General features: G+C 49.8%; 16 protein-coding genes and 1 pseudogene. 4 read left to right on the top strand and 13 right to left on the bottom strand.

From position 1 onward, the window contains the following. Positions 1–73: 73 nt before the first annotated feature. Complete coding sequence (locus tag H581_RS0121025; RefSeq protein WP_028611726.1) at positions 74–967, bottom strand: carbohydrate ABC transporter permease; 894 nt, start codon at positions 965–967, stop codon at positions 74–76. Between the two features lie 16 nt (positions 968–983). Further along, positions 984–1,838, bottom strand: coding sequence for an ABC transporter permease (locus H581_RS0121030; protein WP_051251286.1), 855 nt, complete (start codon positions 1,836–1,838; stop codon positions 984–986). Between the two features lie 446 nt (positions 1,839–2,284). On the opposite strand from H581_RS0121030, the gene H581_RS34890 reads away from it, so the two are divergent. Continuing rightward, the gene (locus H581_RS34890) at positions 2,285–3,280 is read left to right on the top strand and encodes a LacI family DNA-binding transcriptional regulator (protein ID WP_036719536.1); all 996 of its coding nucleotides are present in this window, start codon (positions 2,285–2,287) and stop codon (positions 3,278–3,280) included. Between the two features lie 182 nt (positions 3,281–3,462). On the opposite strand, the gene H581_RS0121040 is transcribed toward H581_RS34890, so the two are convergent. From H581_RS0121040 to H581_RS0121085, 10 genes are all read right to left on the bottom strand, one after another. Further along, positions 3,463–5,058 (bottom strand): response regulator, encoded by a 1,596-nt coding sequence (locus H581_RS0121040; protein ID WP_028611728.1) that lies wholly within the window; start codon positions 5,056–5,058, stop codon positions 3,463–3,465. Next, a complete protein-coding gene (locus H581_RS0121045) occupies positions 5,033–6,814 on the bottom strand; it encodes a cache domain-containing sensor histidine kinase (protein ID WP_028611729.1) in 1,782 nt (593 codons plus the stop codon). The genes H581_RS0121040 and H581_RS0121045 overlap by 26 nt, the downstream gene beginning before the upstream one ends. A 134-nt stretch (positions 6,815–6,948) precedes the next feature. Further along, positions 6,949–8,103, bottom strand: a complete 1,155-nt coding sequence (locus H581_RS0121050) for an AGE family epimerase/isomerase (protein ID WP_028611730.1) — start codon at positions 8,101–8,103, stop codon at positions 6,949–6,951. Positions 8,104–8,142: 39 nt separating this feature from the next. Next, positions 8,143–8,973 carry a carbohydrate ABC transporter permease gene (locus H581_RS0121055; protein WP_028611731.1) on the bottom strand — a complete coding sequence of 277 codons (831 nt, stop codon included), beginning with the start codon at positions 8,971–8,973 and terminating at the stop codon, positions 8,143–8,145. Between the two features lies 1 nt (position 8,974). Further along, positions 8,975–9,868: a carbohydrate ABC transporter permease gene (locus H581_RS0121060; protein ID WP_028611732.1), complete on the bottom strand. Its 894-nt coding sequence runs from the start codon at positions 9,866–9,868 to the stop codon at positions 8,975–8,977. 126 nt (positions 9,869–9,994) lie between these two features. Further along, positions 9,995–11,338 carry an ABC transporter substrate-binding protein gene (locus H581_RS0121065; RefSeq protein ID WP_028611733.1) on the bottom strand — a complete coding sequence of 448 codons (1,344 nt, stop codon included), beginning with the start codon at positions 11,336–11,338 and terminating at the stop codon, positions 9,995–9,997. Positions 11,339–11,739: 401 nt separating this feature from the next. Beyond that, a complete protein-coding gene (dnaA, locus tag H581_RS0121070; RefSeq protein ID WP_028611734.1) occupies positions 11,740–13,086 on the bottom strand; it encodes a chromosomal replication initiator protein DnaA in 1,347 nt (448 codons plus the stop codon). A gap of 76 nt (positions 13,087–13,162) precedes the next feature. After that, the gene (locus H581_RS0121075) at positions 13,163–13,573 is read right to left on the bottom strand and encodes a helix-turn-helix domain-containing protein (protein ID WP_156889657.1); all 411 of its coding nucleotides are present in this window, start codon (positions 13,571–13,573) and stop codon (positions 13,163–13,165) included. A gap of 302 nt (positions 13,574–13,875) precedes the next feature. Next, the gene (locus H581_RS0121080) at positions 13,876–15,447 is read right to left on the bottom strand and encodes a glycoside hydrolase family 43 protein (protein WP_028611736.1); all 1,572 of its coding nucleotides are present in this window, start codon (positions 15,445–15,447) and stop codon (positions 13,876–13,878) included. A gap of 67 nt (positions 15,448–15,514) precedes the next feature. Continuing rightward, a complete protein-coding gene (locus H581_RS0121085) occupies positions 15,515–15,694 on the bottom strand; it encodes a hypothetical protein (RefSeq protein WP_028611737.1) in 180 nt (59 codons plus the stop codon). A 723-nt stretch (positions 15,695–16,417) separates the two neighbouring features. Here H581_RS0121085 and H581_RS39740 point away from each other — a divergent pair. Then, complete coding sequence (locus H581_RS39740) at positions 16,418–17,047, top strand: hypothetical protein (protein WP_425414641.1); 630 nt, start codon at positions 16,418–16,420, stop codon at positions 17,045–17,047. Between the two features lie 33 nt (positions 17,048–17,080). Here H581_RS39740 and H581_RS39745 read toward each other — a convergent pair. Next, positions 17,081–17,380, bottom strand: a pseudogene (locus tag H581_RS39745) (peptidoglycan-binding domain-containing protein); the annotation flags it as partial. 178 nt (positions 17,381–17,558) lie between these two features. On the opposite strand from H581_RS39745, the gene H581_RS0121095 reads away from it, so the two are divergent. After that, positions 17,559–18,245, top strand: a complete 687-nt coding sequence (locus H581_RS0121095; RefSeq protein ID WP_028611739.1) for a response regulator transcription factor — start codon at positions 17,559–17,561, stop codon at positions 18,243–18,245. Continuing rightward, entirely contained in the window at positions 18,242–19,795 is a 1,554-nt protein-coding gene (locus H581_RS0121100; protein ID WP_028611740.1) for a sensor histidine kinase, read from the top strand. Before H581_RS0121095 ends, H581_RS0121100 begins: the two co-directional genes overlap by 4 nt. Positions 19,796–19,848 lie beyond the last annotated feature (53 nt).

Below are 19,848 nucleotides of genomic sequence, written 5' to 3' on the forward strand. Positions count from 1 at the left end.
ACGTACATTCCCCTTTATTATTATTTATGTCAAAGGATGTTCTCCTCGGACAACAACGCCCCGGACACGCTTGTTATCCCTTCACGGATCCAAGCGTAATCCCTTTCACAAAATATCTCTGCAAGAACGGATAGATCAGCATCACCGGAATTATCGCCACAAAAATCTTGGCCGCATTCAAGGATCCGTTGTTCAATTTGGTGGCACGGTCGAGCTCTTCAAGGGACAGGTTCGCCAGATTTTCAAGGCTCGCCGAGACGACCAACTGCTGAATATAGGTTTGCAACGGATAACTATCCATTTGCGTGGACAGGACCATCCCTTGAAAGAATTCATTCCAATGCCCTACCATCGTGAACAAAAGGACGGTCGCCAATACAGGCTTCAGGAGCGGCAGCAATACCTGATACAGGACTCTCCACGGACCAGCCCCGTCGATTTTCGCCGCCTCTTCCAGCTCTTCCGGCAGATTCTTGATGAAGTTCGTAATCAGAATCATGTTGAATATCGGAATTCCGCCGCTTAGCACCAAGCCCCAGATGCTGTCCATCAGGTTGTAGTTCCTCATGGTGATAAACCAAGGAATCAAACCGCCGTTAAACAACAAGCAGAAGATGAATGCCCACATCAGCAAATTGCGTCCCGGAAATTGCCTGCTTGTTCTGGATAACGGGTACGCTGCGAGCGACAACACCAGCATCGTAAACGCCGCTCCTAGTACAACCCGTTGTATCGATACCCAAAACGCTTTAAAGAAACCGGAATCCGATAAAATCGCGTCAAACGAATATAAATTGAAGCCAATCGGATAAACAGATACAATTCCCGCCTGCACGGCTTCTTTTTCACTCAACGCAACCATCAAGGTATACCAGAGCGGCAACAAACTCAGCAGCGTCAAGCTAATGAGAATGATTAAATTGAATACGTCAAATGCTTTTGATCCCAATGAACGATTCTCGATCACTTTACTTCCTCCAAACTTAGAAGATTCGATAGCCCAAGAGCTTCCTTGCCAGCCAGTACCCCGCGGTAATAAGAATAAAGCTGACGACCGATTTCAATAAACCAACCGCTGTGCCGAAACTGAAATCCAACCCCTGCAGCCCAGCGCGATAAACAAAAGTATCAATAATATCTCCAGTGCTGTACACAAGCGGATTGTACAAGTTGTATACTTGATCGAAGCCTGCATCCAGGATGCCTCCAAGCGACAAAATGGCTAATAGTGCGATGGTGCTGCGAATGCCCGGCAGCGTTATATGCCACACTTTTCTCCAGCGACCCGCCCCGTCGACCACTGCCGCCTCATAAAGCGTGTGATCAATGCCGGCCAATGCGGCCAAATAGATGATCGCGTTGAAGCCGAAGTTCTTCCATACATCCGACCCGATGAGGAAACCCCTGAATAAATCCGCCTTTTGAAAAAATAGGACAGGATCAAAGCCCATAAATTCCAACAGGTTGTTAACCGGACCATTGTACGAAAAAATTTGCAGCATAATGCCGGATAAAATAACCCAGGACAAGAAAAAAGGCAGGTATACGCTCGTTTGAATCGTCTTGACCAAGTACTTTTGCCTTAGCTCATTCAGCAGCAGCGCGAATATTAATGGAATGAACAAATTGCAGATGATTTTGCCAAAAGCAATGATCAATGTGTTCCTCAAGGCAACTCGCGCATCGTTCAACTCAAACATGTATTGGAAATGCTCAAAACCGACAAATTCCGAATGCAGAAACCCTGTCCCCGCATTGTAATCCTGGAATGCCATCACAATTCCAAACATCGGAGTGATTTGAAACAAAGCCAACCAAATTAAAGCCGGAACAAGCATGATCCAATAATGCTTTACATCGGGATTCTTAATCCTGCGCCGCTTTAACCCCACATTTTCATTTTTCAAATTAGTACTCACTAGCGAGAATCCCTCCACATTCTAAAATTCACAAAGTATTGCGTCGCTCCCGATAAAACGATTTTATATTTCATTTGTCGCCCCCTAGAGTATAATTCTGCTCTTAGTCATGAATACTTGTGAATACGTATTATAACAATGGAAGCACTTACAACGAAAGCATAACACTTTGATTTAACAGCTGTCAATACTAATCTAAAGGTATGAGCTTGAATATCACTGGCAATGCCAGGATTGATTTATTCACGATTCTAGAATACGATTTCTTAAATTAAAAATGTATTCTTGAATATTAAAAATTTTATTCAGAATATATTATTGCTATTCGTTTTATGATATAGTAACTCTGAAAGGAGCTTATCCCTATGGCAAAACTGACTATGAAGGAAATAGCAAAAAAGGCGAAAGTGTCCCAACCGACTGTATCCCGGGTCCTTAATGGCCATAAAGGAGTCAGCGAAGAAATCGTCAATGCCGTTATGAAAGTGGTTGAAGAGGTTGGCTATGTTCCCAATAAAGCGGCTCAAACGTTGAAAAGAAGCAGTACGAACATTATTGGCATTAGCACAAGGGAGATCGACAATCCTTATTTTGTGGATATCATTGATTCGCTGGAGCTTGAAGCGAGGAAGAACGGGTACAATATTCTGTTACACAACTCCAAATATAATCCGGTGACGGAATGGGAGAACATACAAAACTTTGTTTCCCGGCAGGTGGACGGGATCATCATCGTGCCTTCAAGCGATTTTAACCTTGAGCGGATTTCAAAGCTGGATATCCCCACCGTTGTGATCACCAATAATAAAAAAATGCTCGACAGTGTCGGAATCAACCATCTTCAAGCAGGCAAATTGGCGGGAGAAAGCTTCATTCATTCCGGACACAAGACATTTGGATACATTGGATCGATACGAGACGACGAAAAATTTTACGGTTTGGAAAGCGTTTTGCAAGAAAACGGCTTTATGTTTGACCCAAATAACTTCCTGCTGGTTGAATCTTCAAATGACAGCTTTATGATTCGCAGATATATCGAAAAATTTTTGGATGAGTCGGAGAAGCTTGAATTCACATGTCTATTCGCGGAAAATGACATCATGGCCCTTGAGTTCATGAGAGCCGCGCAGCAAAGACAAATTCGGGTTCCCGAAGACGTGAGCATCATAGGTTTTGACGATACGTATCTGTCGAAAATCATGGAGATTTCAAGCATGCATCAACCGATTAAAGAAATGGTAAAGACTACTTTTGAAATACTCCTGAACCGGATCCATCAAGAGGTGCCCTCCAGCTTGGTAAATATTATGATGGAACCCACATTGATCGAAAGAAAAAGCTCCAAGTTTAGACGAAGATAGTTTACCATGAGATACTCAGAGTTGAAGGAGCGGTTGTACCGAAGGTTATACCGGGACAACCGCTTTGGTTTGTTGATCGATTGCCTGCACTGCGTACGATACGCTTCGTACCGCATCTCGTTGCCTTCTTTACTGCTTCTTGTACCAGTTTCCTATACAAAAAAACCGGAATAGCCCCGGTTTTATCCATTCTTCTTCGATTCCTGCCGGTAATCGTTCGGCAGCTGTCCGTATTGCTTTTTAAACATATCGCTGAAATGGCGCGCGTTGTTGTAGCCGACCTTCTCCGCGACCTCGTAGACCATCAAATCCGTGCGGGCCAGCAGCTGCGCCGCATGACTCATCCGAACCTCCGTCACGTACTGCTTATAGTTCTGTTTCGTATGCTTCTTGAAGAAGCTGCTGAAATAATAAGGATTCATATACACCATGCTGGCCATGGACTCCAAGGTGATTTCCTCGGCAAAATGCTCGTCGATATGCTGCTTCACTTTAGCCAGTACGATCTTGTCCTTATTGCCGGTATCCGTGCCGATTTCTTCATGCATTTGGCGGAACAAATCCGTAATGGCCCCGCTCATCTCTTCAAAGGACTCATAAGAGGCCAGCAAGCTTTGCAGCTCGCCTTTATTCATGACCTGCTTCGAAAGCTGGATCCCCGCTTTGACAAGCTCCTGGAATATAAACACCATGGAAGAGAAGCTCGTAGAAATCGCAAGCGACCGGTTGCCGTACGTTTCCTTACGGATCATCTCCAGCCACTTGCTTAGCTGATCGTTCACCTCCGTCCAGGTTTTGGAGGTCATGTGACGGATAATGCTCCACTGCTGCTCATACAGCTCCTGATTAAAAGCTTGGTCCTGAGCGGGCGGAATATAGCTAAGCACGCGGTTCAAACCGACGAAAAATTTGGTTTGCAGCGTGTTCTCCGCCTCGCGGTACGCTTCGGCGAGCTTCGGCATCCCATCGACGGTCCGGCTTACCGCAACGGAAACTTTCAGCTTCAGGAAGGTTTCGATCTTGCTCTTGACATCCTCGGCTAGCAGTATTGAATCCTCCGGCTTATCATGGCTTGCCGCGATGACGTGATGATCCCGCTTCATGAAGGCGAATCCGATTCCCGCATCCGTAATCGTCTCCTGCAGGACGTTCCCGATGGCAAACTCGATCAGTTTTTTTTCTTTCTCATTCCAGCGGTCGGATTCCTCCCGCAGACGTTCGATTTCGATGATCGAGACGGAATACAGCGGACCTCGAAGCTGCGCTTCCACCTCGCGGTAGACCTTCGCCTGCGGGGACAGATTTCCGTCGGTCATTTGAATCAGCGCATCCTGCAGCTCTTCAATCCGGGTTTTCCTTTCCAATAACTGCAGCTTTCCTTTTCTTTTCTCTTCTTCATGATGAAGAGAAATCACCGACAACGTCTTCTCAAGCACGTTTTCCAGCTGCTGCTTAACGACCGGCTTCACCAAATAATCGATAGCGCCGTAAGCTACCGCGTCCCTGGCATAGGAGAATTCCTGATAAGCGCTGATGAAAATTACTTTAACCGGCAAATTGCGCTGCTTGATTTCCTTGATGATATCAATGCCTGACCGGAACGGCATGCTGATATCGCTGATGACGATATCCGGCTCAAGCTCCTCGATCCGCTGCATAAGCTCGTTGCCGTCGTAGGCTTGCCCGGCGATTTCCATCCCGAAGGCCTTCCAGTCGATCAGCTTGCGAAGCCCTTTAATGATGATCGGTTCATCATCCGCCAGTATGATTCGGATCATGCGGCAGCCCCTCCTTTATGGAAAATAACAATAATACGGATGTTCCCACATGCTTTCTGCTGCTCACGGATAAGCCGTAACCCTCGCCGCAAACCGACTTAATCCGTTCATGAACATTTTTTAAACCGACGTTTTTGGAAGGCGCCCCGGGATCCTCCAAGGAAATGTTCAGACGGTCCAGCTCGTCCTTCTCCATGCCGATCCCGTCGTCGTATACCGTAACCGCTAGCTTATCTCCGTCCGTTTCGAACGAAATTTTGACGGTGCCCTTGCCTTTCGGGCGCAGGCCGTGCTGGACTGCATTCTCGACGATGGGCTGCAGCGACAGCTTCAGGATCGGCCAGTCTAAGTTGACCTTGTCCGAAATAGCGTAGACCAGATCGAAACGGTTCTCGAACCTGACCTCGATTATATAGAAATAATCCTTTAAATGCTCCAGCTCCCTGCGGATCGTCACCAGTTCCTCGCCGTAATCGATCACGTATTTCAATTGGTTCGACAGCGACAAAATCATATCGCCGACCTCGACCGCGTCGCTGTGGACGGCATTCATCCGGATGACCTCAAGCGTGTTGTATAAATAATGAGGACGGATTTGGCTTTTCAACGCGTTAAGCTCCGTTTGCTTCTGCTTGATCTCGGCTACATACGCTTCATTGATGAACGCCTTCAGCCTGTCGACCATCCGGTTGAAGCCATGTGCCAACCGTCCCATTTCGTCATTGCCGTTCACTTCGACTTGAATTTCGAGATTGCCGGACTCCACCTTCGTCATTTGCTTGATCATGCCGCGTATAGGAGCCGCCAGCCGGCGGGAAAACCACGTGCCCATGACGATCAGAACGATCGAGCAGATACCGATGGCAATATATACGGCCGTGCTTGTCGTTTCCAGCTGTTCAAACAATTCATCGCTGGCGAATTTGACGAGAATCTCGCCGTCGATAAACGGGATTTCCTCGCTAAGCACCAAATGCCCCCGGTCCGATGCCCGCAGGTCGGCACTCTGGATCGTTGACAGCTCTCGATTGCTGAAATACAGACGGTTCTGTCCGTCCAGCACATATAGCTCATCCTTCTCGCCGAGCTTAAGCTCGCGCAGGAACTGGTCGGCCAAACGGACGTCGACGTCGAAAAATAAGGTGCCGACGATCTTCGGCTCGCGCGTTAACGCACCCGACGTATCGATTAAGTTTCTGCCGATCGTGATGACCTGCTCATTGGAGCCAAACACGTAGCTGTCGGCATGCGTCGGATAAACGAGAAGATCCGTCGGATTATCCTTCATCGCAGCAAGCCAGACGTCTGCAGGAAGCTTGTCCGGCATAATCACTTTGTTTTCTTTGGCCTGATAATAAAGCTTCCGGTCCTTGGTTCGGATAAAATAAGCGCTGTTAATATAGCGGTCGCTGTACATGACCATCTTGAGAAAGGTATCGATCGGCACCGCATTGATTTGTTCCCGTTCGTTGACGTTCCGGGTCTGGTTGTCGGCGAAACTTTCGAGGAACGTATCGTATCTGCCCGTATACATCAGCAAAGAGATCTCATTGTAATTATTGAAAGCCGAGTTCAGGTTATAGCTGACATACAAGACCATTTGGCGCAAATTATCCTTCGTATACCGCTCGACATGACCGGAGAAGGTCTCAACGGAATAATAGCTCAGCGCAAACAAGGGAATTAAGCCCACGATAATAAAAGCCGCAGAAAATTTGACGAACACGCTGTTCCATTTTGGCATCCAATTCTTCACGCCGCAGCTCCCCTTTATTTCAATCTCCGCCGATTTATCATACCACACCGCAGCATAACACGAATGGCTACCCCTTGGATCTGTCCGATCGTCGGGGTAGCCGTTTGGCTTACGCTATAAGATTTAAGATGGCCTTACCATAAATATAAGTCATTGCCTTTAAGCTTGAAGACGGCCTCCATGAAATAATAATCGCCGTAAATAATTGGCGTATGACGGTTATCGTGATGATAGGCCGCTGATCCGTTGATCAGGATGTTGTCGGAATCCGTCGTCCAATCGCTGCGGGATGCGTCAAGCGTCTTCAGCAGCTTCAATGCCGCGCCGATGTATACGTCCTTCTCATGCGGATCGACGGCCTTGGCTATTTCAATCAAACCGCATGCCGCGATAGCCGCCGCCGTCGAATCTTCGTACGCGGGCTCCTTCGGCTGCCTGAAGTCAATCGGTATAATGCCACTCTCCGGGATATTAGCCATAAAATAATGCGCGATCCGTTTCGCCGTATGCAAATAATCTTCTTTGCCGGTATGAATATAGCTCATCATAAAGCCGTATAGCGCCCAGGTCTGTCCCCTTGTCCAGGAGGAGCCCTCCGCATAGCCTTGGCCCCCGTAGGTTCTGACCACGCCGCCCTGGAAAGGGTCGAACTCCACGATATGGTTGACGGAGCCGTCCGGCCTTACGAACGCCGACATGGCGGTATCCGCGTGCTTCATCGCAATTTGCTTGAATCTCGGGTCGCCCGATTCCTCCGTTGCCCAATACAGCAGCGGGATGTTGAACATGCAGTCTATAATCGCCCAGCCCCGGGTATCGCTTCCCTCGAGATCGTTCCACGCGCGGATGAATCCACCGGCCAGATTAAATCGGCCGGCGAGCAGATTGGCTGCGTGCATCGCTCTTTTCCGGGATTCCGGATTGCCCGTAACCTTGTAATTCGCTACGCTGGTCGGCAGCCACATAAATCCGACATCGTGATGCAGGCCGTAAAATTGATGGAAGCATTCGTCCAGCTTCTCTTCCGAAACGGATGCAATTTCTTTATATTTCTCGTTGCCGGTTTCATGATACATCAGCCACATCATGCCGCCCCAGAAGCCGTTCGTCCACCAGTTAATCCCGTCCGTCTCCGTGCCCGTCGGGTTATCTGCCGCGCGGTCGTCATGCGTGCCGCCTATCGTCGTATAAGGAATTTTATGCCTGGACTTTTCGCTTACCCCGTCCATTTTCGCCGTTATCTTATGAATAACGCCATTCAGCCAAGCCTGATCATTCGTTTGCAGCATGTTTCGTTCCTACTTTCCACTCGTATAGTTTCCTTCAAACTACCCTTTAATAGCCCCGGACGATACGCCCTTCACGAAATACTTCTGCAGGGAGAGGAACGCAATCAGAACCGGGACTAGCGACATCGTCGTGCCGGCAAAAATCATATCCCAGCGCGAGGAGAACTCGCCGACGTAATAGAATAGCTCTACGATCATCGTTTTGGCTTGGCCCGCAGGCAGCACCATCATCGGCATCAGGAAGTCGTTCCAAATGCCAAGCCCCTGCAGCACGACCATGCTGGCCGTAACCGGTCCGAGCAGAGGGAATACGATTTTCCAGAAGATGCCCGTTCTCGTGCAGCCGTCGATTTCCGCGGATTCTTCGATCTCCCGCGGCACGCCTTTGAGAAAGCTTGTATAGAGCAGGACACCGAAGCCGACGGAGCCGGCGATATAAATCAGGATGGGTCCCCAGAGGGTGCCGAACAATCCGATCATCTTCAGCTGCTTGAACAAAGGAATCATGTATACCTGAAACGGAATCATCATGCCGAACAGGAAATACGTGAATATGCCGTTCGTCCATCTCGTGTTCGTTCTCTCGATCGCGTAAGCCGCCATCGGGATCACAAGGATCATAACGGCAATCGAGCAGAGCGTCAGAATCGCGCTGTTAAGCATCGCTTCCGGATATTTGGTCTCGGTCAGCAGGTACCTGAAGCTCTCCAGATAGAACTCTTTCGGAAACGCGATCGCATCGCGCATAATTTCGCTGTTGCTTTTGAACGCGGACATGATATTGAAAAAGATCGGAAAGGCAAATATTACGGCAATGAACAGGGTTACGATGAGAACGATAACGTCAATGGCTTTTATTTCTTTTTTCATGTTACATCTGCACCTCTCTCTTGCGAAGCAGCTTAATCTGAATGAGGGAGATAAGCAAGGTGAGCAGGAACAGCACGATCGCCAGTGCCGTACCGAAGCCTTGTCTCAATTCGCCAAAGCCGACCTTATAGATGATATACGTCAACGTTTCCGTTGCAAACCCCGGACCGCCGTCGGTCATAACCGCGATTTGATCGAAAATTTTCAGCGACCCGATCATCGACAGCATGACGCAAACCGTCGTAGCTCCCGCAAGCAGCGGAAACGTAATGTGCCGGAACTGCTGCCAGCGATTCGCGCCGTCTATGCTCGCCGCTTCGTTCAATTCCTGAGGTATGCCCTGCAGGCCTGCCAAATAAATAATCATATAGTAACCGGCTGCCTTCCAAACGGTGGACAAAATAATCGATATCAAGGCGAAATCGGGATCGCCCAGCCAATCCGTCTTCAGAGAGCCGAGACCAATCATATCCAATAATTGATTCATAACGCCGAAATTGTAATTCAGAATAATCATCCAGATAAAGCCCATAATAATACCGCTCATCAGAACGGGGAAATAAAATATACTGCGAAACAGGTTGCGGAACCATCGTACCTGATCGACCAATATAGCGAGTGCCAGAGCGACGATATTCTCCAAAATCACTAACGAGACAGCGAAGATCATCGTATTTTTCAAGGCGTTATGGACGCGGGGGCTCTTGACGATTTCGATAAAGTTGTCCAATCCGATGTAACGGATGTTGTCGCTGATCCCGTCCCATGACGTAAAGCTGAGGTATACGCTGCTCAGCGTCGGCACGATGACGAAAGCCGTATATACGAGAAGCGCCGGCAGGATAAACCAAAAGGCGTAATTCGTCCACTTCTTTTTCTTTGTCTGGGCAATCATGGCTTTCTCCTACTTCCTCAAAGAGTTTGATAAGCGTTACGGACCGTTACTTAAAAAGAGAACCTCCGCGTCGGCAGAGGCTGCTCTTTTAATGTCATACGGGTCATGCAGGACTGCAGCTTGCTATTACTGCTGATTGGCTTTCACGTTGTTGTCGTACTCGGTGTCGGCCTGTTTCATATATTCCGTCACGTCGCCGTCCTTCAGCACAAGCTCTTGAAGGAGCTTATAGAACCAATTGCGGAATTGCGGCGGAATCGAGTTGTCGCCGTACCAGTTGGCGAGACCCAACGATTTCACGACGGAATCGTCGCTCATGAGACGAAGCACTTCTTTCATTTGCTCACCCGTTTCATACGTCACATCGGCAGTCGTAGTCGGAATGCCGTTAACGGTGGCAAGGTAAGGACCGTATTGTGCCGGCTCGAAGAAGAATTTGATAAAATCCTTCATTGCCGTCACTTTATCCGCGTCTTTGGCCGCATCAGCCGACAACGACCAGCCTGCAAGGCTTGGCAAACCGGTGATGACCGTTTTGCCTTCGCGGTTAGGCACCGCATAGAAACCGAATTCAAAGTTCGGATCCGCTTCCGAGATTTGGCCGAACATCCAAGGGCCGGAGAACAATTGAGCCGCTTTGCCCGTTACCAGAATGGAAGCCGTCTGGTTGTCAGCCGTGCTGAGCCAGCCTTTGTCCACGTATTTCGCGAACAATTCCTTGTAGTCCGTAACCGCTTTTACCATGTTGGCATCGGTGAAGCTTGCGGTCTTGGCCGTACGCTTCGAGTTCCAATCCGGATCCGCCGCGTATACCTCGTTCTCGAAGAAGTAGTTCGTCCAGAAGCCCATGTGGAAAATATCTTTGCCGCCGACGACGATCGGAGAAATACCGGAAGCCGCAAGCTTTTCTTGAGCAGCCAGAAACTCGTCGTAGGTTTTAGGAAGCTCCGTAATTCCTGCATCGGCATAAGCCTTTTTGCTGTAAATAATACCCTGCGGCGCAGTGCCGGTCAAAGGCGCGTTGAAGATTTTTCCGTCGTATTCCGGCAATACTTTAAACAAGCCTCGAAGTTCTTCGGGCAGCTCGACGATTTTGCCCGCATCGGCGAATACTTTCGTGTCGCGCATTTCGACCAGATCCGGGAATTGGCCTACCGCGTCTTTTGTTTTAAGCCAATCCAGGTATGCCGAGGATGTCGTTTCGCTGTAATTCACGATTTTAATGTGCGGATTTTTCGCCGTGAATGCGTCGATCGTCGTTTCGATCGCTTTCTTCGTTGCCGGGTCGCCGGTGGCGTAAGCAATCGAAAAGCTAACTTCTTTAGGGGCTTCCGTGCCATTATTCGCGGAGTCGCTTGGCGCTGCTCCGTTATTTCCGTTGTTCGCATTATTTCCGCCGCCGCAAGCGGTCAAGATCAAAGTCAAAGCCATCATTGTCGTAACGAATTTAAGCATCGGTTGTTTTGCCATAATGCTTGGACCTCCCTTTATGATCTGCATGGTTTAGAGGAATGCTCCTGCAAGATGTGCGCATCATCTTGTTTCCTGCTTTTCCTTGAAATAAGATTAACATCATTTATCATTTGGTAGAATGAAGTTTTTTAAGACGGATGTGACGCTAATTTAAGATAATCGCTTCCCGGATAGGTCATTATCCCTAATAACCGTCATTGACCGGCATATCCGAAGCCAAGCTTCCTGGTTTACTCTTTCCCCCGGCTCCCTGCTCCATGCGAACAATGGACCTTAAAATTAGGCAAAAAAGCCCCGCAACAGCTGCATTGCGGCTGCGGGACTTTTGATGTATGATGATATTTCTTATGCTTTTCCTTTGACTAGTTTATTAGATGGGCTCCTTCAAATCAATATCCTTAGTTTTGGCTTTTTATTTTCTCTGTCAATACATTGATGATTCTAACAAGTTCCGAATCTTGGCGGATTGTCTTCATTACTTTATTATGTGCATGAATAATTGTAGTATGATCACGTCCTCCGAATGCCTCCCCGATCTTCGGAAGCGAGGAATTGGTAAGCTCCCTTGATAAGTACATCGCTACCTGTCTCGGTAAGGCTACCGCTTTTGTTCGCTTGCGTTCCTTAAAGTCTTCGATTCGCAATCCGTAAAACTCTGCCACATCTTCCTGGATCTTTTGTATGGTAACAGCCCGGGGTGATTGCGAGGGAATAATATCTTTTAAAGCTTCTGCAGCTAAATGAACACTGATATCCTGATTAGCTAGTGAAGAAAATGCGACAACGCGAATGAGTGCCCCTTCCAATTCACGAACATTTGTATTGATATTGTTTGCAATGTAAACCATCGCTTCGTTCGGAATATCAAGATTCTCTGCCTTCGTTTTTTTAAACAAAATAGCGATTCGCGTCTCAAGGTCCGGAGGCTGAATATCCGTTATTAGACCCCATTCGAAGCGTGAGCGCAAACGTTCTTCCAGCGTTGGAATTTCTTTAGGCTTTCTATCGCTCGAGATGATAATTGCTTTGCATTCCTCTTGAAGAGAATTAAATGTGTGGAAAAACTCTTCTTGCGTTTGTTCCTTTCCTGCAATGAATTGGATGTCATCAATCAATAACACATCAATATTCCGGTATTTGTTCCTAAAGGCTTCACCTCGGTTATTCATGATTGCATTAATAAATTCATTTGTGAATTTTTCCGACGTCAAATATAATACATTGGCATTAGGGTTGTGTCCCAATACATAATGTCCGATCGCATGCATTAAATGGGTTTTACCTAATCCAACTCCACCGTACAAAAAGAGTGGATTGTACGCTTTGCCTGGCGCCTCCGCAACTGCGAGCGCAGCTGCATGTGCGAAACGGTTTCCTGTACCTACAACAAAAGTATCAAATGTATACCTGCGATTAAGTGTATCCACATACGAGTTGTCTTGCTCAATCAAAACCGCCGGCTTTGATTCTCTCCCCGTCTCTACAGTTGGAATTTCTTCTTCGACGGTTATGATTACGTGGACATGACGATTGAAACACTCGTACACAGTGGACTTAATCAGATTTAAATAACGGTTTTCTAACCATTCCTGCGCAAATTTTGTTGGGGCGCTCACGTATAAAGTCGAATCATCAAGAACGATTGCTTTCGTTGAACTAAGCCAAGTATCAAAGCTAGGTTTGCTTATCTTAACCCTAATTGCAGAAAGTACCTGTTGCCATAATTCCTGGATCTGGATCTCCACATACATTCATCTCCTTCGGATAAAACTTCCTAGGAACTGTGTTAGAATTAAGTCCTGATCTCTTTCGTGCAAAGAATTACCTCTGGCCTCCTGCGTCCAATTGCTTTCGAATGGACTCAACTGTATAGATGAAAGCTTCAGCAGCTTTGTAGGCATCAAGAGCCCTTTCAAGACGTTTTATATGTTGGATAAATTCGTTTGGACTGTCAGCATATTTTACTAACGACCGTGCGATAAAAAGCAGATCCTCGCGAGCTGCCTTTATGGCGCGGCCATGCTCTTTCTCGATCATTTGGACGGCCATGTGTGTATAAATTGCCGAAAACTCTTTATCCTCGATACGCTGCTCTCTAGCAGCAAGATCACTTTCGCTGATTTCCCAATCGCCAGAATCGGTTTTGGTAGCTGCCAGACGACCATCATTTATCATATTAAGAATCGTTTTATAGTGAACTCCGAGCATGATCGATGCTTCCTTTGCATTCATCAGCCTCACCCTTATCCCTATTTATCCTTATAATAAACGGCACTTGAGGATAAGTAAAGGAATTATTTTTCAAAGTTGGAAAAAAGAAAGTCTAGCTTGATAGACATGAGAACTAGCTGCCGTTATTTAAACGGCAGCCTGGTTGGGATAACAGGTAGAATTATAATCACAGGAATACGTCGAACCGGAAGACCATGGCACCGATTACATCGGTTACAAATGATTATTGAAGAAAACCGATGTGCAATCCCTTTTTGTAAATGCGCATTTACCAAAAGTTCTTACACACCGTTATTCGACGATTAACCGGACTTATAGATCAAATAATCAAAATCCGCATGCTTACCCGTTCCGTTAAGATCCTGCGCGCATAAGCCGATCATCGCGCCGGTAAAGCCCAGCTTGCCGCCGTATTCGTCAGACAGCGCGCCCATATCGAGCTCGCCGCCGACCGCTTCCCACTGCAAGCCGTCCGGCGATGCATAGAACTGCAGCAAACGCTCGTTCACCGCTGCCTTTAGATAATAAGCGGACCAACCGTCCACGCTCAGCTCGCTTGTCCTGTCTTCCTTGTACTTGCCGCCGTTCGAGGATACGACGCCCAGCTTGCGTCCGCCATCCTCGGTGATCCGCAAATAATAATAATCCTGCTCGTCGTAATAAAAGACGAGTCCCGCCATTTGCATGAAATGGTCCGGCTCATATTCCATGCGGGTTTCCACGGTGCAGCGGAAATGCTGCAGCCGCCGCGCGACCATGCTCTGCCGGTTCCAGGAATGAAGCGATTCCCTGCCGCGAAGACGAAGGAAGCCCTGCCGTTCGCTCAGGCTCAGCCAAGACTCCTCCGCAGGAACGCGCAGCGTCTGATACTGCAGGCCAAGCGATGGCGCGTCAAAATCATCCTTTGCCGGCTGCTCCGGGAACGGATGCGGAGCAAGCTCCGGCGACGGCGCTTCCAGAGCCGGCAGCCTTCCTCCATGAGCCAGCCTCAGCCAGCCGTCTTCCGTCCAGACGCAGCGCTGCAGCGACGTCTCTCGGCCGAGCGGATTCAGATTCGTCCCCGGGAACGGGCGGCTGCAAATATGGCACATATACCACTCGCCCTGCTGCGTCTCGACCAGCATGCCGTGTCCCGCGTTTTGAAGCGGATAATCGGCATTCCCGCGCGTCGTCATAACCGGATAATCCGGATCGGTTACGTATGGGCCGTCAATGCGGCTCGAGCGGGCTAACGTAGCCGCGTGATTGATGCCGGTGCCGCCCTCCGCGACAAGCAAATAATAATAGCCGTCGCGTTTGAACAGCTGCGGCCCTTCCGTTACGCCAATGTCGGTGCCTTCGTAGATTTTCCGGATCGGTCCTGTCAGCCTCTGCTCCAGCGGATCGTACTGCTGCAGCAGAATGCCGCCGAAACGGCTTTGACCGTCGCGGAAATCCCACTGCATATTGAGCAGCCACTTGGTGCCGTCGTCGTCATGGAACAAGTAGGGGTCGAAGCCGCTGCCGTTCAAGAGGATCGGCTCGGACCACGGGCCGTTCATATCTTCCGCCGTTACGAGGTAATTGCACAAGTCTTTATATACGCCTTTTCGCGCCTTCACATCGGTGTACAGCAAGTAATAGATTCCGTTGTCGTAGGATATCGCGGGAGCCCAAATGCCGCCTGAGCTTGGATTTCCACGCAAATCGAGCTGAGAGATGCGCTGCAGGGCATGGGGAATCAGCTCCCAATTCGCCAAATCCTTGGAGTGGTAGAGCTGAACGCCCGGAAACCACTCAAAGGTGGATGTCGCAATATAATAGTCATCGTCGACGCGCAGAATAGAAGCATCGGGATTAAAGCCGGTTAAGATCGGGTTTTGAATCACTGGCATTAAACCTCCATTCACAAATTGTTATGTCATTGAGCTGCAAGATGATCTCTGCCTACAGCTGCCTTACTTATACGATGCCCCATGGCGCGAGTGACTGCCGCGGCGATAAACTGCCATTGTTGTCTGCAGCCGTCGCTTCCGTCCGGGTTGCCAATGCCTTTTTTCCCTTCTGCAATTTCGTTTCCTCTCTGGCCGGCGCTTCAGGTTGTACTTGGAATTCCCCGTATCCGAGGCGCAAACGGTGCATGCGAAAGGCACGCCGGCGGAGCTGCCGCTTTCACTTACGGGATTGCCTCCCGGCTATAAAATGATCGTAGCATATTTCCTTTTTTCACGAGTGCATGTTTTTTTAGAATAAAGTGCAGTTATTTAACCGAATTCATCGGGGTCAAGAACTAAGCTGCCTCTCGGCAGATAGATTTTTGAAATGAGGCCTATGAAAATCGGCGTAGTTTCCAAATTTGAAACTAATCGATTGGAGTTGGAGCTGAATCGAGGATTAATTTCAAATTTTGAAATAGATCAACGGCATCTGGAGGTTTTTCATGTGAATGAAGTGCTATAGTTTCAGTTCTCGAAACTAATTGATTGCGCGCCATTGAAGTCAATATTAATTTCAGATTTTGATACTATGTTTCCTGTTTTTGCACTTGAAAAGCTCTATTCAACGATGGCGAATCAAGCTTGTCTCCGTTCCGGCTGAATGAGCGGCTCAGCTCTTCATAATCGGCGAAAATTATATTATATGCTCAAATAGAAAGAGGACCTCCATGATTCGGGGTCCTCTTCGTATATCAGTTAAATGGATGCAGCTTTATTACCGGCTGCCGTTTAGGGGCTCGTTCTCCGATTTGGCCCCGCCGCGTCCGTTATTCCCGGACGAGCCGCCGCCATGGCTTTGATTCCCGGAAGAGCCTCCGCCTTGTCCGCCATGGCTTTGGTTCTCGGAAGAGCCTCCGCCTTGTCCGCCATGGCTTTGGTTCTCGGAAGAGCCTCCGCCTTGTTGACCGTGGCTTTGGTTCTCGGAAGAGCTTCCGCCTTGTTGGCCGCCAAAGCCTTTATTTTCCGACTTCGCGCCCCCATTGCCTTTGTGCTCGGATTTTTTGCCGCTGCCGCCAAACCCTTTATTTTCGGTCTTCCCGCCTTCGGCTCCGTCACCCATACCGTCTCCGGCTCCGTCACCCATACCGTCTCCGGCTCCGTCACCCATACCGTCTCCGGCTCCGCCGCCTGTACCGTCTCCGGCTCCGCCGCCTGCACCGTTTCCGGCTCCGCCGCCTGCACCGTTTCCGGCTCCGCCGCCTGCACCGTCTCCGGCTCCGCCGCCTGCACCGCCTCCGGCTCCGCCGCCTGCACCGCCACCGGCTCCGCCGCCTGCACCGCCACCGGCTCCGCCGCCTGCACCGTCTCCGGCTCCGCCGCCTGCACCGTTTCCGGCTCCGCCGCCTGCACCGTCTCCGGCTCCGCCGCCTGCACCGTCACCCATACCGCCACCAGCTCCGCCGCCCGCGCCGCCTCCGGCTCCGGCACCGCCTCCGGCTCCACCTTGACCGGCTCCTTTGCCGTTCCAGTTTCCTTTCGCATTATTCCCTGTTTTTAATGCTGAATAGGAATAGGTAATGGACTTCAACGTAGCCGCATCCACCGCGCCGGTTACCGGCAAGCCGTGCGACTTCTGGAAGTATTTAACGCCGCGCATGGTTGCCGCGCTGTAATAACCATCGATTGGCCCGGCATAACTGCCCAATGACTTCAACATTCCTTGAATGACATAGACATCGGGCCCTTTCGCTCCCTTGCCGACGGCAAGCCCCGTATCCGGCATGCCCGCCATCAGCACAAATGCCAGCATAAGTGCGCCTATATACTTAGCCGTACGCCAGCTTTTTTTTCGTTTGCCTTGCAACTCCATTACTTCCTGCTTTTGCTGCATGCGAATACACCATCCTTTTGGTTTGTTTTTTAACCCGTCTTACTATCTCCAATATTTGAAATTTATTACATTCAACTTTGTTTTTCTCTGAAAGTTTGCTGAATATCCCTTTAAAAGGATGCAACTTTGCGTCAAAAAGCGGATAATAAACCATAGTTTCAATGGAGGAGAGATAGCTATGGCATCCTTTAAGGGGATTAAAATATTACTGGTCGATGATGAGCCGAACATTGTGCAGTTTCTGGAGCTTGGGCTGTTAAACGAGGGATTTGAAATATGCACGGCTCATGACGGGGAATCCGCGCTGCAGGAGGCTGCATCTTTCAAGCCCCATGTCGTCATCCTCGATGTCATGATGCCGGGAATGAACGGCTTTGAAGTGTGCCATGCGCTTCGGGCGACGGGCGATAATATCGCCGTCATCATGCTTACGGCAAAGGACGAGATCGACGACCGCGTCAAAGGCCTGACGTTAGGAGCCGACGACTATGTCGTAAAGCCGTTCAGCTTCAGCGAGCTGCTGGCACGCATCGGGGCCAGGCTGCGCAACCAGTTCCCGAATCTGCTCGGAGAGGTGGCGTATGGCCCCTTCCTGCTCGATGACCGGAGAAAAGCGCTGAGCTACATGGACCGGATTCTTGCGCTTTCTCCAACGGAATATGAACTGCTCCGCTTCCTTCTTATGAATAACGGCGTCGTACTGAGCAAGGCGCTGATTTTGGAAAAGGTGTGGGGGTACAATTTTGGCGGGGAAGAGAACATTGTCGAGGTGTATATCCGCTCACTCCGCGATAAATTAAACGACAAAGAACACCGTCTCATTCGGACGCTCCGCGGTGCCGGCTATCGGATGGATCTGCCATGACAGCTTCCCTGATCAATGCAGCCGTTCGATTACTTGCGGCGCGCTCGCTGAAGCGCCAGCTGCTGTACCGGACTTTATCCATCTTGGCTGCCTTATTTCTGCTGATCGGCGCACTTCAATATATCCTTATGAAAGATTTTATTTATCAAAACAAAGCCGAATCGCTGAACGCTCAAATTATGGCCATGCCGATCGATTGGTTTAAAAACCCGAATGCGGACGAGATGGCCGGGGAGCTCCGTGTCCCTGCAGTCACCGAGAGTCGGGCCGCCGCTCCCGCACGCGGCGGCCGCCCGAAGCCGGGCCGCAGGGAATCGCCCATTATGTATCAGCCCGGACTAACCATTGCGTATATCGATTCGAACGGCGGCGTATCCGAAATATCCAAGGGCAGCGAAGGTGAACCTCCGGTTCTGTCCGCGGACGAGTATGAGCGCATTGAGAAGGATTTGACCAAGCGGCAACAAACCGGTTATCAAATCGCGGAAAATTCCGCCGGCAGCGAGCAGCTGATCGTATACCGGCTCGCCGGCCCGCCGGGCAGGTCAGACGGCTTGATCCAGGTCAGTACGGAGACGGCATCATTGCGTCAACTGCTAATGACCCAGCTCGCGGTATTCTCCGGTCTATCCGCCGCCGCGCTCGCCGCAGGCCTTGCGCTTTACTTGCCTCTGCTTCGCCGGACGCTTCAGCCGTTATCCCGGGTAGTCCGGGCCGCACGGTTCACTGATGCGGGCAACTTAACCGAGAGGCTTCCGGCCAGCCAAGGGCAGGAGGAAATCGACAGCTTGTCCGATGCCTTCAACGGCATGCTCGAGCGGCTCGACGTTTCCTTCGAAGCGGAACGAAGAACGACGGAGAAAATGCGCCGCTTCGTTGCCGACGCCTCCCATGAACTGCGAACGCCGCTGACGTCGATCCACGGCTTTCTCGAGGTGCTGCTGCGCGGAGCCGCTTCGAATCCTGAACAGCTTAACCGCGCGCTGAACAGCATGCATCTCGAATCCCGACGAATAAATAAGCTAGTAGAGGATTTGCTTGCCATCGCCAAGCTGGATCAAGAGCCGAGGCTTCAGCTTTCCGAGACGTCGCTCGACGGGCTGCTGCTTGAGATGGAGCCTCAATTACGATTGCTTGCAGGAAGCCGGAGCGTAGAGCTCCGTCTAACGGAGAACGTGAAGGGCGGCTATCATGCGGATAAGCTGAAGCAGGTCGTCTTGAATGTTTTTCTTAATGCGGTACAGCATACCGATCCCGAAGAGGGCCGCATCTCCTTGGCGCTCGGCATTAAGGACCATGATGCGGAAATCAGCCTGTCAGACAATGGTTCCGGCATCGGAGAGGAGCATCTTCCTCATCTGTTTGAACGCTTTTACCGCAGCGAATCGTCAAGAACAAGGAAATCCGGCGGGGCCGGCCTTGGGCTCGCGATTGTGAAATCGATCGTAGACGCGCATCATGGCCGTATCGAGGTGCAGAGCAGGCCGGGAGACGGTACAACCTTCCGGATCTATCTTCCGCTGGGCTCATGCCGGCAAATCGAGTTATAAAGAACACAGCCCGGCGCTCCGATGCGCCGGGCTGTCCTATTTTCAATCTGGCC

The organism is Paenibacillus harenae DSM 16969 (assembly GCF_000422465.1).
In the GTDB taxonomy this organism is placed as follows: domain Bacteria; phylum Bacillota; class Bacilli; order Paenibacillales; family Paenibacillaceae; genus Pristimantibacillus; species Pristimantibacillus harenae.

Bases quoted from the DNA above. Each gene is read 5' to 3' on its own strand.
- H581_RS0121030 (WP_051251286.1), bottom strand. From the start codon at position 1,838: ATGCTTGTTCCGGCTTTAATTTGGTTGGCTTTGTTTCAAATCACTCCG.
- H581_RS34890 (WP_036719536.1), top strand. From the start codon at position 2,285: ATGGCAAAACTGACTATGAAGGAAATAGCAAAAAAGGCGAAAGTGTCC.
- H581_RS0121040 (WP_028611728.1), bottom strand. From the start codon at position 5,058: ATGATCCGAATCATACTGGCGGATGATGAACCGATCATCATTAAAGGG.
- H581_RS0121050 (WP_028611730.1), bottom strand. From the start codon at position 8,103: ATGCTGCAAACGAATGATCAGGCTTGGCTGAATGGCGTTATTCATAAG.
- H581_RS0121055 (WP_028611731.1), bottom strand. From the start codon at position 8,973: ATGAAAAAAGAAATAAAAGCCATTGACGTTATCGTTCTCATCGTAACC.
- H581_RS0121060 (WP_028611732.1), bottom strand. From the start codon at position 9,868: ATGATTGCCCAGACAAAGAAAAAGAAGTGGACGAATTACGCCTTTTGG.
- H581_RS0121065 (WP_028611733.1), bottom strand. From the start codon at position 11,338: ATGGCAAAACAACCGATGCTTAAATTCGTTACGACAATGATGGCTTTG.
- H581_RS0121075 (WP_156889657.1), bottom strand. From the start codon at position 13,573: ATGAATGCAAAGGAAGCATCGATCATGCTCGGAGTTCACTATAAAACG.
- H581_RS0121080 (WP_028611736.1), bottom strand. From the start codon at position 15,447: ATGCCAGTGATTCAAAACCCGATCTTAACCGGCTTTAATCCCGATGCT.
- H581_RS0121085 (WP_028611737.1), bottom strand. From the start codon at position 15,694: ATGCACCGTTTGCGCCTCGGATACGGGGAATTCCAAGTACAACCTGAA.
- H581_RS39740 (WP_425414641.1), top strand. From the start codon at position 16,418: ATGGCTTTGGTTCTCGGAAGAGCCTCCGCCTTGTTGACCGTGGCTTTG.
- H581_RS0121095 (WP_028611739.1), top strand. From the start codon at position 17,559: ATGGCATCCTTTAAGGGGATTAAAATATTACTGGTCGATGATGAGCCG.
- H581_RS0121100 (WP_028611740.1), top strand. From the start codon at position 18,242: ATGACAGCTTCCCTGATCAATGCAGCCGTTCGATTACTTGCGGCGCGC.